Genomic DNA, 14,675 nt, shown 5'->3' on the forward strand with positions numbered 1-14,675 from the left:
ATGCGCGCCATCCACCCCGGCGAAGTGCTGCGCAACGACTATCTCGCGCCGCTCGGCATGAGCGCGAATGCGCTCGCCGGTCATCTGCGCGTGCCGGCCACGCGCATCCACGAAATCGTCAACGAACGCCGCGGCGTCACCGCCGACACCGCCGAACGCCTCGCGCGCTTCTTCGGCGGTGACGCCGCGTCCTGGCTGCAGATGCAGGCGCTGTACGACCTCAAGACGCTGGCGACGCACGACGAGATCATGCGCTCGGTCATCCCGATGAACGCGGCCTGACAGCCGCTACGTCGCCGAGCCGCGTTCGAGTTCGGTCGCGGCGGCGTCGAGGATTTCCTTCGACAACGCCGCGTCGCCGACCGCCCGCGCGAGCACGAGCGCGCCGACCATGCCGGCCAGCGTCGCCGCCGCCTTGCGCCGGCGCGTACTGCGCAGGCGATCGGGCAGCAGCCGCGCGACGCCGTCGATCATCCGCGTGACGGCTTCGCCGATGCCCGTACGCACCGCGTCGCTCTGGCGCGCCGCGTCGGTGCCGATCATCGCGAGCAGGCAGCCGCGGTCCGGCGCGTCGCGATGGCGTTCGGACAGATATTCGCGCAGCAGCGCGGCGAGCGGCCGTTCCGGCGCATCGTCGATCACCTGTCGCCAGCGCCGCGCCGATGCGGCGAGCGCGGCGCGGCTCGCCTCGTCCGCGAGATCGTCCTTGGACGCGAAATGCCGGTAGAAGCCGCCGTGCGTGAGGCCGGCCGCCTGCATGATGTCGGCGATGCCGACGCCGTCGTAGCCGCGCTCGCGGAACAGCGCGCCGGCGACGTCGACGATGTTTTCGCGATTCTGCGCGGCCTGTTCGCGGCTGACTTTCATCGCGCATCTCCTTCGGTGGCGGGTTGACGCGATTATATGACGGGCGTCATCATTGAGTTATTGATGATAGTCATCATCTAAGCGGCAACGCACTCAAGTGGACACAGCAAGCGAGACTGCCATGAACGAACACGATCCCGTCGTCATCGTCGCCGCCGTGCGCACGCCGCTCGGCCGCTTTCTCGGCGACCTTTCGCCGCTGCCCGCGCACGCGCTCGGCGCGCACGCGATACGCGCGGCGCTCGCGCGCGCCGGCGTCGCGCCCGAGCGCGTCGACGAGGTGCTGATGGGTAACGTGCTGTCGGCCGGGCAGGGGCAGGCACCGGCGCGGCAGGCCGCGCGTGCGGCCGGACTGCCCGACGCCGTCGGCGCCACGACGATCAACAAGGTCTGCGGTTCGGGCATGAAGGCCGCGATGCTCGGGCACGATCTGCTGCTCGCGGGCTCGGCGCAGGTCGTCGTCGCCGGCGGCATGGAATCGATGTCGAACGCGCCTTATCTGCTGGCGAAGGCGCGCGGCGGCTACCGCGTCGGCCACGACGTCGTGATCGATCACATGCAGCGCGACGGCCTGGAAGATGCCTACGAAGCGGGCCGCGCGATGGGCGACTTCGGCGAATCGGCCGCGCAGGCCTACGGCTTCACGCGCGCCGACCAGGACGCCTACGCGTTCGAAACGCTGACGCGGGCACGCGCCGCCGTCACGGAACGCCGCTTCGCCGACGAGATCGTGCCGGTCGCGGTTCCCGCGAAAGGCGGCGAAGTGCTGATCGAGAACGACGAACATCCGCTCAAGGTATCGCCCGATCGCATCGCGACGCTGAAGCCGGCGTTCAACCCGCAAGGCACGATCACCGCCGCGAGCGCATCGGCGAACGCCGACGGCGCGGCCGCGCTGGTGCTCACGCGCCGCTCGATCGCGCAGCGCGAAGGCTGGCCGGTGCTGGCGCGGATCGTCGCGCACGCGACGCACAGCCAGGAACCGGCCTGGTATACGACCGCGCCGATTCCGGCCGTGCGCAAGCTGCTCGACAAGGCCGGCTGGCGCATCGACGACGTCGATCTCGTCGAGATCAACGAAGCTTTCGCCGTGGTCGCGATGGCCGCGGCGAAGGACCTCGGTATCGCGCGCGACAAGCTCAACGTCAACGGCGGCGCGTGCGCGCTGGGCCATCCGATCGGCGCGACCGGCGCGCGGCTCATCGTCACGTTGCTGCATGCGCTCAAGGCGCGCGGCGGCAGGCGCGGCGTCGCGGCATTGTGCATCGGCGGCGGCGAGGCGACGGCGGTCGCGATCGAACTCGTCTGACGGTTCAGCCATGCGGCGCCAGCAGGTGCCGCACGAGCGGCGGTTCCGCGCCGATGTGGAACCGCCGCGCCTCGGCGGCGAGATCGGCGTCGGCGGCCGACGCGCGTTCGTGCTGGCGCAGATGCTCGGCCCACGATTCGACGAGAAACCATTCGACGATCCGCTCGGGGTCTGCCGCGTCTTCGGCGACGCCCCACTGATACGCGCCGTCGCGCCGGCGGCCTTGCGCGAGTCGGCGCAGCAGCGAGAGGAACGCGGGCTGGTCGGCGTGCGCGACGCGGTATTCGATCGTGACCATGACCGGCCCGCGATCGTGTTCGACCGGCACCGCGACGAGCGGATCGGGCAGGTGGTGCGCCGGTTCCAGATCGGCCTCGCCAGCGGGCAGTGCGACGCGATGCAGCGCGAGCGCGGCGAGCGCGAGGCCGGCGCCGCCGATGAGCAGCGTCGCGGCAAGGCCGCAGCGCTGCGCGACGAGACCCCAGACGAGACTGCCGGCCGCCATCGCGCCGTTGAACACCATGAGGTAGATCGCAAGGCCGCGACCGCGCACCCAGTTCGGCAGCACCGACTGCGTGACGCCGGCAAGCGTCGTCAGCGCGACGATCCACGCGACGCCGAGCGCGAACAGCAGCGCGATCGCGAGCCACTGCGGCGGCGACGACGCGAGCGCGCCCAGCACGCCGGCGGCGACGAGCGACGCGGCGAGCATCAGCCCGTCGGCGTCGAGTTTCGCGCGCAGTCGCGGCAGCCCTATCGCGCCGGCGATCGCGCCGATGCCGACCGCGCCGAGCAGCACGCCGTAGAAACCCGCGCCGCCGCCGAGCATCTGCCGCGCGACGAGCGGCAACAGCGCCCACGCGGAACTGGCGAATGCGAAGAACATCGCCGCGCGCAGCAGCACGACGTGCAGCTCGCGGCTGTTGCGCGCGTAGCGCAGCCCGGCGCGAAACGCGCCGACGAAGCGTTCGGACAGGTCGTCGGCACCGCGCCGCGGCCGTCGCCACCACACGAGTGCGGCAATGACGACGACGTAGCTGGCGACGTCGGCGCCGTAGACGACGCCGGCGCCGAAATGCGCGAGCGCAAGACCGCCCGCCGCCGGGCCGATCGCGCGCGCGATGTTCACGCCGAGCGAGTTCAACGCGACGGCGCTTTTCAGTTCGGGGCGCGGCACGAGTTCGGGCACGATCGCCTGCCAGCTCGGTGCCGACAGGGCGGCGCCGATGCCGCCGGCGAACGTCAGCGCGATCAGCGCCTCGACCGTGAGCCGGCCGCTCGCCGCGAGCGCGAACAGCGTCGCGCTGACCGCGGCGAGCCAGAGCTGCGAAAAGATCAGAAAACGACGGCGATCGAGGATGTCCGCGAGCACGCCGGCCGGTATCGCAAGAAGAAATACCGGCAGCGCGGCGGCGGTCTGGACGAGCGCGACGGCGGTCGGGCTCGGCGACAGGCCGGTCATCAGCCAGGCGCTCGCGACGTCGCGCATGAACGTGCCGGTATTGCCGAGCACCGTCGCGACCCACAGCACGGCGAACGTCGTCTGGCGCAGCGGCGCGAACGCGCCGGCGGCGGGCGCGGGCGTCGTCATTGCGGCGTTCTGCTGTTCGGCATGAGGGCTTTCCGTGTCGTAGCGGCCCGATCCAGTGTAGCGACCGCGCCGCCGCCGCCCACTACCCGAACGGGTATCGCGCTCCTCGCGCACACGATTCCACGTTTCCACCGAGGTGTGCCCGTTTGACCGTCGGACAACGTGACGCGCGTCACCGAATCGGCGTCGTCGTTTGGACGTCCAAACCGACGCTGCGTCGTTCGTCGGCCGCTTTGCTCCGTTCGTGCTTTGACGCACGAAACGGACGCTTCCGTACGGATATTGTATCGATCCAATCCGTATCGCCGACGGCCGGTCGCAAGGAGCCCACCGTGCATCCGCTATCCAGAACGCTGCTGGCCGTCTGCCTGTGCACCGGCGTCGCGAACGCGTCGACGACCGCGCCGGCCGGCACCGCGCCGCCGTATTCGCGACTCTTCGAACAAACGTATACGCCGGCCGAATCGGTCAACTGGTACGTGCAGCCCGACGGTACGATCGTCACGTTCGGCAGCGGTCGCGCGCGCTCGCGGCACGAGTCGGAAAATATTTTCTATACTTTTCCGGTGCGCTATCACGAGCACCGCGCGTTCGGCTTCGAGATCCACGACCACGTCGCCGCCGGCGGCAACTCGGTCGACATCTACTATTCGCCGCAATACGCGCACTACCGGCAGCCGGAGTGCCGCTCGGCGTATCGCTTTCCGTATCGTGCCGCGTTCAACAACAACGCGACGTTCGATCCGGTGCCCGTCGTCGCGGCGAACCCGGACGGCACGGGGCAGAAATGGGTCTGCCACATCCGCCGCAACGCGCACAGCGGCAGCGACGGCGTGCTGCGCGTCGGCGACTGGATGGAAGTGGAATTCCAGCAGTTTCTGGGCCTCACCGACAGCGATCCGGTCGTGCAGGGCCAGCGCGTGTACTACACCGACACGTACCGCTTCCGCATCGGCTATCCCGGTCTGTACATCGAAGAAAACGACGTGCTGAACGCGCGCGTCAGCGCCGGCGGCGCTGCGACCGCACCGTGGGTGCGCGCCGGCGAATCGGTCGACCAGGACCAGGTGATCTCGCGCCAGGGCGACATGCTGACGTACCGCGACGACGCGGGGCAGACGGTGACGCACCGCATCCTCGACGGCACCGAGACGTACGACAACTACATCGTCGACAGCGGCCCGGCCGATTACACGAGCTTCACGCGAGAAGCGCTCAACACGCGCTACCCGACGCATCGCGATTTTCTGACCGGCCGCCGCTTGTTTCACAGCTCGTTCAAGACCGGCGCGCACTTCGAATCGGGCAATCCCGCGCTGACGACGATCGCGGGCCTCGCCGGCGGACTCAACGTGCAGGAGTCGTGCACCGCCTGCCATCTGCACAACGGCCGCGGCAAGGCGACCGCGCCGGGGCAGAACCTGTCGACCGCCGTGATGAAGATCGCCTCGGGCCGGCTCGATGCGCAAGGCCGGCCCGAACCGCACTACTACTACGGCAATACGCTGCAGTCGCGCTCGTTCAACGCCGCGATCGCGGCGGAACCCGCGGTGCGCGTCGACTACGTCGCGCGGCCCGGTGCGTACGTCGACGGGCAAACGTATACCTTGCAAAAACCGGCGTACACGTTCGTCGGCGGCGACGATCGCCTGTTCGCGTCGTCGTTCGCGGCGGACGATCCGCCGAGCCGCGGCATCGCGTACTACTCGGCGCGCATGCCGCAGACGATCGCGGGCCTCGGCCTGCTCGAAGCGATCGACGAGGAAACGCTGCTCGAACGGCACGATCCGAACGACGCCGACGGCGACGGCGTTTCCGGACGCGTCGCGCTCGTGCCCGATACGTCGGGCGCCGCGCCGAAGATCGGCCGCTTCGGCTGGAAGGCCGACAAGTCGAGCATCCGCCAGTTCGCGGCCGTCGCGCTGCGCAACGAGATCGGCGTGAAGTCGCCGCTGTTCGCGAGTCTCGACTGCGGCACGGCGCAGACGGCGTGCGCGACCGCGGCGCAGAGCGCCGCGGCGTTGACCGAGGCCGACCTGCAATTGCTGACGACGTATACGCAGATGATCGGCGCGCCGTCGCGGCGTCCCGACGAAATCGACCGGCCCGGTGCGATCGCCGGCGAGGCCGTGTTCGCCCAGGCGCGCTGCGGCGCGTGCCACGCGCCGGCCATGCGCACGGGCTATCGGCATCCGCTGGCCGAGCTGCGCGGGCAGGACATCCGCGCGTACACCGACCTCTTGCTGCACGACCTCGGCGACGATCTCGCCGACGGGCTCAGTCCGAACGCCGCCGACAATCGCGAATGGCGCACGCCGCCGCTGTGGGGCCTCGGGCTGACGCGCGTCGTGAACGGCGAGGTGCGCCTGCTGCACGACGGTCGCGCGCGTTCGATCGAAGAAGCGATCCTCTGGCACGGCGGCGAAGCCGCCGCGAGCCGCGACGCGTTTCGCGCGCTGCCGGCCGCGAGCCGCGCGCAGCTCGTCGAGTTTCTTGAAACACTGTAGCCGCTCGCGCCGAGCCGCTCGTACGCACGGGCTCGGCGCACCGGAGCCCGCTCGGTCCCCCCCGGTCGAGCGGGCGTTTTCTGCATAGCGTCTGCGCCCTGCCGCAGACGCGTTTTGTATAGAGTCGTCGCTCTTGCACCGGTGAGGAACGACGATGCTGCTGACGAACAAGACGGCGGTGGTCTACGGCGGCGGCGGCGCGATCGGCGGCGCGGTGGCGCGGACGTTCGCCCGCGAAGGCGCGCGCGTGTTCGTCGCCGGGCGCACGCGGCGCAAGCTCGACCGCGTGGTCGCCGACATCGTCGCGGCCGGCGGCGAGGCGAGCGCGCACGAAGTCGACGTGCTCGACGCGGCGTCGGTCGAGGCGCACGCCGACGTCGTCGCCGAACGGGCCGGTGGCATCGACATCGCGTTCAACGCGACCGGTTTCGTACACGTGCAGGGCAAGCCGCTCGCGGCGCTGTCGCTGGCCGAATTCGAGCACCCGGTACACGCGTACATCCGTTCGAACTACCTGACCGCGAAGGTGGTCGCGCGGCACATGACGGTGCGTGGCGGCGTCATTCTCATGATCACGACGCCGGTCTCGCACATGGCCGGACCGGGTTTCATGGGGCACTGCGTCGCGCTGGCCGGCGTCGAGGCGATGATGCGCCACCTCGCGGGCGAGCTCGGCGCGCACGGCGTGCGCGTCGCGTGCATCCGCTCGCACGCGATCGCCGACGCGATCGCGCCGGAACTCGAATCGGGCACCCGCGAGGTGTTCGCGCAGATGGCCGAACCCGCCGGCCTGACGTTCGACGCGATGCTCGACGGCGCGGCGCAGAGCACGCTGCTGCGCCGCCTGCCGCGACTGGAAAACGTCGCCGCGACCGCGGCGTTTCTCGCGTCCGATCGCGCCGGCCCGATGACCGGCGCGATCGTGAACCTCACCGGCGGCATGTTGCTGGATATGTGAACAAGTTCGTTACAGGAACATGCCGCCCGATGCCTCGATGCGCTGCGCGTTGATCCAGCGGTTGGCCGGCGCGAGCAGCGAGGCGATCACGCCGCCGATGTCGTCGGGCAGGCCGACGCGGCCGAGCGCGGTCTGCGAGGCGACGAATGCGTTGACCTGCGCGTTGTCGCGCACGGTGCCGCCGCCGAAGTCCGTTTCGATGGCGCCCGGCGCGACGGTGTTCACGGCGATGCCGCGCGGGCCGAGTTCCTTCGCGAGATACCGCGTGAGCACTTCGACCGCACCCTTCATCGCCGCGTACGCGGAATAGCCCGGCAGCGAAAAGCGCGCGAGGCCGCTGGAGATATTGACGATGCGTCCGCCGTCGGCGATCAGCGGCAACAGCTTCTGGGTGAGGAAGAACACGCCCTTGAAGTGCACGTTCATGAGCGTGTCGAATTGCGCTTCGGTGGTGTCGCCGAACGCGGCGTGCTCGCCGACGCCGGCGTTGTTGACGAGGTGGTCGAAACGGTCGCGCTGCCAGTGCCGCGCGAGCGCATCGCGTACCGCATCGGCGAATGCGTCGAACGTTGCGCTGTCGCCCACGTCGAGAGAGAGCGCCACCGCACGGCGACCGAGCTTTTCGATCTCGGCGACCGCCGCGTCGGTTTCGGCGCGGTTCGAGCGGTACGTGAGGATCACGTCGCCGCCGCCGCGCGCGACCTGGATCGCCGTGTTGCGGCCGAGGCCGCGGCTGCCGCCGGTGACGAGCGTGATCGGGGTATGCGTGTTCATGGAAATCCTTCGGGTGATTGCGGCCGATTGCCGTGACGCGCAATCTATTGGGCGACGAACGATCGATAAACTGGCAAGAATCGATCATTGTGTTCGTAGAATCCGAACAATAGAGCGCAGGCATGAACCGACTCGATGCGATGCAGGTGTTCGTGCGCGTGGCGGAACTCGCAAGCTTCACGCGCGCGGCCGAAAGCCTCGGCTTGCCGAAAGCGAGCGTGTCGACCGCCGTGCAGCAACTGGAAACCGCGCTCGGCGCGCGACTGTTGCAGCGTACGACGCGGCGCGTGGAGATGAGCCAGGACGGCCGCGCCTTCTACGAGCGCTGCAAGGATCTGCTCGCCGACATGGACGAGCTGCAGGCGATGTTCCAGCAGGGGCCGCGCTCGCTGCGCGGCCGGTTGCGCGTGGACATGCCGAGCGGCGTCGCGCGCTATTTCGTGATTCCGCAGTTGCCGACATTTCTCGACGAGCATCCGCACCTCGAGATCGAGCTGTCGAGCACCGACCGGCGCGTGGATCTCGTGCGCGAAGGCTTCGACTGCGTGCTGCGCATCGGCATGCCGGCCGAGCCTCACCTGATCGCCAGGCCGCTCGGCCGCATGCGCATGGCGAACGTCGCGAGTCCGGCGTATCTGCGCGAATACGGCACGCCGCAGCGCATCGACGATCTCGCATCGCATCGCCTGATCCACTACGTGCCGACGCTCGGCGCGAAGCCCGAAGGCTTCGAATATCCGCACGGCGACGGCTATGCGAACGTGCCGATGGCCGGCGCGCTGTCGGTCAACAATGCCGAGGCCTACGAGGCGGCGTGCCTGGCCGGCCTCGGCATCATCCAGGCGCCGGAAGTGGGCGTGCGGCACCTCGTGCTGCAAGGTGCACTCGTGGAAGTGTTGCCGGATTTTCGCGCCGAACCGATGCCGGTGGTGCTGCTGTACGCGAACCGGCGCAATCTCTCCAAGCGCGTGCAGGTGTTCATGCAGTGGCTGGGGGAGGTGGTGCGGCCGTATGTTGCGGTATGAACGGCGCCTGCACTAACCTGACACATAGAGCATTCGGAGCCCGCACATGATCAAGTCCCACGAGCGGGAGAAGCTGATCAACGTTGCCGTCTATTTCGCGTCGAATACGGCGTATTGCGGCAAGACCAAATTGATCAAGCTGCTGTATCTGCTCGACTTCGAGCATTTTCGTCAAACGGGGCGCAACGTTACCGGTCTCGAGTATCGCGCCTGGAAGCTTGGTCCTGTGCCGACGGCGTTGTTCCAGGAATGGATGGCGCCGGAGCCGGATTTCGTCGCGGCGCTCGACATCGTTCCGGAAAAGGTACTCGACTTCGAACGTTTGAGAGTGGTTCCGCGCGTGGAATTCGACGATCGTCATTTCACGCGCCGCGAATTGCGCCTGATGGACGAACTTGCGTGCAGATTCCATGACGAGCTGACCAAGCCTTTGGTGAACTATACGCATATAGAGCTGGGTCCCTGGGCGAAGATCTGGGACGGCGGGCGCGGCAACAACGAGCGCATTCCGTACTCGCTCGCCGTTGCCGACGACGATCCGCACGGGCAAGCGGTGCTCGAAGCGGCGGAAGATTATCGAAATATACTTTCCGCTATCGGCACGGCGCATTGAGGTTCGGTCGATGCAGGTAGGGGAAATCTATCGGCACGCCGAGTTCTATAACGATCCGATGACGGGCGCCTTGCTGCCCAAGTATCTTGTCGTACTCGCGTTGCCTGACGGCGGAGACATCGTTGCTCGTCTCATCACCAGCCAGCACGAAGACGCGCGACCGAAGCAGCCGCCGTGCCATCACGGTGCGCCGTATCCGGGCTTCTTCTTCGGTGTGATTGGCGAACCGTTGATGAAGAACAGCTGGCTCGACTTGAGACCGTTCGACGATCTGGACATCGACGTGTTTCGCGGTCGGCTCCGAAAAGGCGTGATCACGCGAATCTGCGTGCTCGACAATAAGGTGCTGCGAGCGGCACTGGAGTGCGTGGCGAACGCCGACGACACGACACGCTGGCAGGAGCGTTGTATACGCGATGCGATGGCGAAGCTATAGCGAGCGATACGAAAACTCGGCGCTCGACTCGCGCAACGTCAGAAATCCAGCCCGTCGTCGGCCGAAGTCTTGCGCCGCATTCGCCTGCGGCCCGAGCGCAGCATCGCCAACGCATCGACCTTCGGCACGAACGACTCCAGCATGCCGAGCCGCTCGAACACGCCGAGCCACGCGCCGAGCGCCACGGCGACGTTGCCGTGTTCGATGCGCAACATCGTCTGCGGGCTGATGCGCGATCGTTCGGCGAGGTCCGCCTGCGTCCAGCCGCGCGCGATGCGCGCCTGACGCACGCGTTCGCCGAGCAGCACCGCCTGTCGTTCGACGGCGGGTGTCGCAAACTGTGCTTCGATGCGGCCGGTGCGTGACATGGCTATCTTTGGTGATATTTTATGGGCATAAACTATCACCAAATATAGTCAGCGGCCAGCACCGAGCGCCCGCCGCAATGCCGCGAGCGCCGGCCCGATCTTCGCCTCGTCGATCGCCCCGAACCCGAACACCAGCCCCGCCGGTGCGCCCTTGCCGGCGTGATACGCCGCGAGCGTGCCGATACCGAGCTCGCGCGCGTGCTGCGCAAGCTTCGCGACATCGGCCGGCTTGCGCGCGAGCGTCGACAGGTGCAGGCCCGCGCTGGCCGGCAACACGGTCAACCACGGCGCGAAGTCGGTCGTCAACGCGTCGAGCAGCGTCTGCCGACGCTGCGCGTAGATCCCCCGCATGCGGCGCACGTGCCGTACGAGGTGGCCCTCGGCGATGAACGCGGCGAGCGTGTCCTGCGCGTGCGTCGCGCAGTGCCAGTCGGCGCAGCGCTTCGCCGCGACGAGCGCCGGCCGCGCCCATGCCGGCGCCACGACGAAGCCGAGCCGGATCGCCGGAAATAGACTTTTCGAAAAAGTGCCGACGTAGAAAACGCAATCGGCGCGATCGAGCGTCTGCAGCGCGTCGAGCGGTCGGTCGCCATAGCGAAACTCGCCGTCGTAGTCGTCCTCGACGACGACTGCGCCGCTGCGCTGCGCGAACTCGAGCAGCGCGGTGCGCCGGCGCGTCGACAGCGCGACGCCGAGCGGAAACTGGTGCGACGGCGTGACGTAGACGATGCGCGCGTTCGCCGGTATCGACTCGACGACGAGCCCTTCGGCGTCGACGCGCACCGGCGCGAACGCAGCGCCGGCCGCCGCGAACGCCGTGCGCGCCGGCGGATAGCCCGGATTCTCCATCGCGACGACGGTGCGGCCGGGCGTGACGAGGATGCGCGCGACGAGATCGAACGCCTGCTGCGCGCCGGTCGTCACGACGACATCGTCGCCGCCGCACGAAACGGCGCGCGCGAACGAGACGTGCCTCGCGATCGCCTCGCGCAGCGCCGGCTGCCCTTGCGCATCGTTGTACGAGGCCGGGCCGCGCGACGCCGTGCGCAGCGCGCGCGCGGCGAGCCGGCGCCAGACGTCGAACGGAAAACGTTGCGGATCGGGTACGCCGAGCTGGAAACGCGCCTGGCTTGCCGGTTGCGATGTCGGACTCGGTCCGGGCGGCGGGTCGCGCCAGAACGCCGCGAGGCGCTTGTCGCCCGTCGGGTCGGTCTTGGTCGTCCGGCGTTCGGCGCGCTGCGGCACGACATCGGCGACATAGATGCCGGAACCGGCGCGCGATTGCACATAGCCTTCGCCGAGCAGCAAGTCGTACGCGGCGACCGCGGTATTGCGCGAAATGCCGAACGCGGCGGCGAGCGCGCGCGTGGCCGGCAGGCGCAGCCCGGGTTTCAGGCGGCCGTCGAGTATCGCGCCGCGCAGCTGCTCGTGCAGTGCGCGCAACAGGCGACGCGAGCCGGCCGGCGGAAGCGCGATCGGAAACGCAAAAACTGGATCCATAAAAATATCCGGTCGTGGCGCTTATAGCATGCCACACGTGCGCCTAAGCTCATGCTCGAAGAAACGATTGGCCGAAACCGCTTGCCGTCGTTCGCCGCCGCAGGAAGGCGCGACGCGGCGCCCCCTTGCGAGGACCGACTCATGATCGACCTGTACTACGCCCCGACGCCGAACGGCCTGAAGGCCCGGCTGTTTCTCGAAGAGGCCGGCATCGAATACCGGCTGCACGCGGTGTCGTTGTCGAAGGGGGAACAGTTCAAGCCGGCGTTTCTCGCGATCTCGCCGAACAACAAGATTCCGGCGATCGTCGATCATGCGCCGGCCGACGGCGGCGAGCCGCTCTCGTTGTTCGAGTCGGGTGCGATCCTGCTGTATCTCGCGCAGAAGACCGGCCGGCTGATTCCCGACGACGCGCGCGGTCGAGCCGAGGTCACGCAGTGGCTGTTCTGGCAGATGGCCGGTCTCGGGCCGATGGCCGGGCAGATCGGCCACTTCAACGTCTACGCGCCCGAAAAGGTGCCCTACGCGATCGATCGCTACACGCGCGAGACGGCGCGGCTGTACGGCGTGCTCGACGCGCGACTGGCCGATCGCGAATTCGTCGCCGGCGCGTTTTCGATCGCCGATATCGCGTGCTACACGTGGATCGTGCCGCATGAAGCGCACGGCCAGGATCTGGCCAATTTTCCACATGTCCGCCGCTGGTTCGACGCGATCGTCGCGCGTCCGGCGACGCGGCGCACGTATGCCGGCGTCGGCGAAACCTACGGCCGCTCGGCCGCGCCGCTCTCCGACGAAGAACGCAAAAACCTGTTCGGCCGCACGCGCTGAGCGAGGGCACCGAGGACTTCCGATGAAACGTTCCGACATTGCCGAACTGCTGCTGCTCGCCGCGCTGTGGGGCGCGTCGTATCTCTTCATGCGCCTGGGCGCCGCCGAGTTCGGCGCGTTCGCGCTCGCCGGCGTGCGTTCGCTCGTCGCCGTGCTGATCATGGTGCCGCTCGTCGCCTGGCGCGGCGAGGTCGGCGTCTGGCGCACGTATTGGAAAGACATTCTCGTCGTCGGCTTCACGAATTCGGCGCTGCCGTTCGTATTGTTCAGCTTCGCGGCGCTGAGCATCGCCGCCGGCCTGTCGGCCGTGATCAACGCGACGGTGCCGCTGTTCGCCGCGCTGATCGGCTGGCTGTGGCTCAAAGACCGCCTGACGCCGACGCGGGTCGCGGGACTCGCGATCGGCTTCGCCGGCGTCGTCTGGCTCGTCGCGGGCAAGGCGAGCTTCAAGCCCGGCGCGTCGCACGTCGGCTGGGCGATCGTCGCCTGTCTGGCCGCGACGTTCCTGTACGGTTTTTCCGCGAACTTCAGCAAGCGCCGCCTCGCCGACGCCGCGCCCGTCGCGGTCGCGGCCGGCGGCCATCTCGTGTCGGCGGTCGTGCTGTTCGTGCCGATGCTCGCGTTGTGGCCGGCGACGTCGCCGTCGCCGCGCGCGTGGAGCGCCGCGCTCGCGCTCGCCGTGTTCTGCACCGCGTTCGCGTATGTGCTGTATTACCAGTTGATCGCGAATGTCGGCGCGTCGCGCACGGTTACCGTCGCATATCTGATTCCGGTGTTCGGCGTGCTCTGGGGCGCGCTGTTTCTCGGCGAATCGTTCACGCTCGACATGGCGCTCGGCTGCGCGGTGATCCTTGTCGGCGTCGCGCTGACGACCGGGCTCGTCGCGCTGCGTCCGAAGCTCCTCGCCGCGGCGTGCGCATTCGTCGTCTGCCTGCCGTCGCCGGTGCGCGCGAACGAAGGCCAGGCGCGCGCCGAGGCCGCGGGCCGCTCGATCGTCGGCACGCCGGCGCCGCGCGCGACGCTGACGACGCTCGACGGCGGCCGGATCGATCTTGTCGCGCTGTACGGCCGCAAAGCCGTCTATTTGAAATTCTGGGCGACGTGGTGTTCGCCGTGCCGCGAGCAGATGCCGCACTTCCAGCACGCATTCGACGCGGCCGGAGACGACCTCGCGGTGATCGGCGTCAATGCCGGCTTTTCCGATCCGATCGAGGACGTCCGCGCGTTCGTCGCCGAAAAACATCTGACGATGCCGACGGCGATCGACGACGGCGGTCTCTCCGAGGCGCTGAATCTGCGCGTGACGCCGACGCACGTCGTGATCGGCCGCGACGGTCGCGTCAAGTACGTCGGGCATCTTGCCGACGCCAGGCTAGATGCGGCGCTCGTCGCCGCGCGGGCGCCGGCCGCCGACGTCGTTGCCGCGACCGCGCCGGCGGCGACGGTGCGAGTCGGTGTCGGCGACGCGCTGCCGGCGCTCGATGTGCAAACGCTCGCGGGCACGAGGTTCAAGCCGATGCCCGGCAGGCGAACCGTGCTCGTGTTCCTGTCGCCGTGGTGCGAGTCGTATCTGGCGACGACGCGGCCGAACGTGTCGGCGAGCTGCCGCGCGGTGCGCGAGGAAACCGAGCGGCGCGTCGCGCTGGGCGGCGCGACGTGGCTCGGCATCGCGTCCGGCCTGTGGGCCGATCGCGACGATCTCGTGAAGTATCGCGACGAGAACAAGATCGCGCTGCCGCTGACGCTCGATGCGTCGGGCGACCTGTTCCGCCGCTTCGGCGTCGCGAGCGTGCCGACGGTCGTCGTCGTCGACGCGCAGGGCCGCATCGCCCGGCGCGTGGAAGGCCGCGACGCGAGTGTGCGCGACGCGCTGGCCGCCGCATTGGCGCAATGACG

Annotated in this window: 14 protein-coding genes; 9 read left to right on the plus strand and 5 right to left on the minus strand. The window is 68.7% G+C overall.

Annotated elements, in window-relative coordinates; all coding sequences use genetic code 11:
- Positions 1-282 carry a HigA family addiction module antitoxin gene (locus OD750_RS13495; RefSeq protein WP_263545757.1) on the plus strand — a complete coding sequence of 94 codons (282 nt, stop codon included), beginning with the start codon at positions 1-3 and terminating at the stop codon, positions 280-282.
- A 6-nt stretch (positions 283-288) separates the two neighbouring features.
- Here OD750_RS13495 and OD750_RS13500 read toward each other — a convergent pair whose 3' ends face one another.
- On the minus strand, positions 289-867 hold the full coding sequence (locus OD750_RS13500; RefSeq protein ID WP_263545758.1) for a TetR/AcrR family transcriptional regulator: 579 nt from the start codon (positions 865-867) through the stop codon (positions 289-291).
- A 121-nt stretch (positions 868-988) separates the two neighbouring features.
- On the opposite strand from OD750_RS13500, the gene OD750_RS13505 reads away from it, so the two are divergent.
- Positions 989-2,176, plus strand: coding sequence for an acetyl-CoA C-acyltransferase (locus OD750_RS13505; protein ID WP_263545759.1), 1,188 nt, complete (start codon positions 989-991; stop codon positions 2,174-2,176).
- Positions 2,177-2,180: 4 nt separating this feature from the next.
- Here OD750_RS13505 and OD750_RS13510 read toward each other — a convergent pair whose 3' ends face one another.
- A complete protein-coding gene (locus tag OD750_RS13510) occupies positions 2,181-3,767 on the minus strand; it encodes an MFS transporter (protein ID WP_263545760.1) in 1,587 nt (528 codons plus the stop codon).
- A 332-nt stretch (positions 3,768-4,099) separates the two neighbouring features.
- On the opposite strand from OD750_RS13510, the gene OD750_RS13515 reads away from it, so the two are divergent.
- Both OD750_RS13515 and OD750_RS13520 read left to right on the plus strand, forming a co-directional pair.
- Complete coding sequence (locus OD750_RS13515) at positions 4,100-6,274, plus strand: di-heme oxidoredictase family protein (RefSeq protein WP_263545761.1); 2,175 nt, start codon at positions 4,100-4,102, stop codon at positions 6,272-6,274.
- A gap of 154 nt (positions 6,275-6,428) precedes the next feature.
- Positions 6,429-7,232: an SDR family NAD(P)-dependent oxidoreductase gene (locus OD750_RS13520; protein WP_263545762.1), complete on the plus strand. Its 804-nt coding sequence runs from the start codon at positions 6,429-6,431 to the stop codon at positions 7,230-7,232.
- Positions 7,233-7,241: 9 nt separating this feature from the next.
- Here the strand turns inward: OD750_RS13520 and OD750_RS13525 are convergent, their stop codons facing one another.
- The gene (locus OD750_RS13525) at positions 7,242-8,006 is read right to left on the minus strand and encodes an SDR family NAD(P)-dependent oxidoreductase (protein WP_263545763.1); all 765 of its coding nucleotides are present in this window, start codon (positions 8,004-8,006) and stop codon (positions 7,242-7,244) included.
- Positions 8,007-8,128: 122 nt separating this feature from the next.
- Between OD750_RS13525 and OD750_RS13530 the strand changes: the two genes are divergently transcribed.
- From OD750_RS13530 to OD750_RS13540, 3 genes are read left to right on the plus strand one after another with little or no spacing between them, the layout of a single operon-like run.
- Positions 8,129-9,031: a LysR family transcriptional regulator gene (locus OD750_RS13530; protein ID WP_263545764.1), complete on the plus strand. Its 903-nt coding sequence runs from the start codon at positions 8,129-8,131 to the stop codon at positions 9,029-9,031.
- A 46-nt stretch (positions 9,032-9,077) separates the two neighbouring features.
- Positions 9,078-9,644 (plus strand): Panacea domain-containing protein, encoded by a 567-nt coding sequence (locus OD750_RS13535; protein ID WP_263545765.1) that lies wholly within the window; start codon positions 9,078-9,080, stop codon positions 9,642-9,644.
- A 10-nt stretch (positions 9,645-9,654) separates the two neighbouring features.
- On the plus strand, positions 9,655-10,080 hold the full coding sequence (locus OD750_RS13540; protein ID WP_263545766.1) for a hypothetical protein: 426 nt from the start codon (positions 9,655-9,657) through the stop codon (positions 10,078-10,080).
- 38 nt (positions 10,081-10,118) lie between these two features.
- Here the strand turns inward: OD750_RS13540 and OD750_RS13545 are convergent, their stop codons facing one another.
- A complete protein-coding gene (locus OD750_RS13545) occupies positions 10,119-10,448 on the minus strand; it encodes a helix-turn-helix transcriptional regulator (protein WP_263545767.1) in 330 nt (109 codons plus the stop codon).
- Between the two features lie 48 nt (positions 10,449-10,496).
- The gene (gene pdxR / locus OD750_RS13550; protein WP_263545768.1) at positions 10,497-11,948 is read right to left on the minus strand and encodes a MocR-like pyridoxine biosynthesis transcription factor PdxR; all 1,452 of its coding nucleotides are present in this window, start codon (positions 11,946-11,948) and stop codon (positions 10,497-10,499) included.
- A 141-nt stretch (positions 11,949-12,089) separates the two neighbouring features.
- Here pdxR and OD750_RS13555 point away from each other — a divergent pair, with 141 nt between their 5' ends.
- Positions 12,090-12,779 (plus strand): glutathione S-transferase N-terminal domain-containing protein, encoded by a 690-nt coding sequence (locus tag OD750_RS13555; protein WP_263545769.1) that lies wholly within the window; start codon positions 12,090-12,092, stop codon positions 12,777-12,779.
- 22 nt (positions 12,780-12,801) lie between these two features.
- Positions 12,802-14,673, plus strand: a complete 1,872-nt coding sequence (locus OD750_RS13560; RefSeq protein WP_263545770.1) for an EamA family transporter — start codon at positions 12,802-12,804, stop codon at positions 14,671-14,673.
- The last annotated feature ends 2 nt before the right edge of the window (positions 14,674-14,675 follow it).

Source organism: Tahibacter soli, assembly GCF_025717065.2.
Taxonomy (GTDB): domain Bacteria; phylum Pseudomonadota; class Gammaproteobacteria; order Xanthomonadales; family Rhodanobacteraceae; genus Tahibacter; species Tahibacter soli.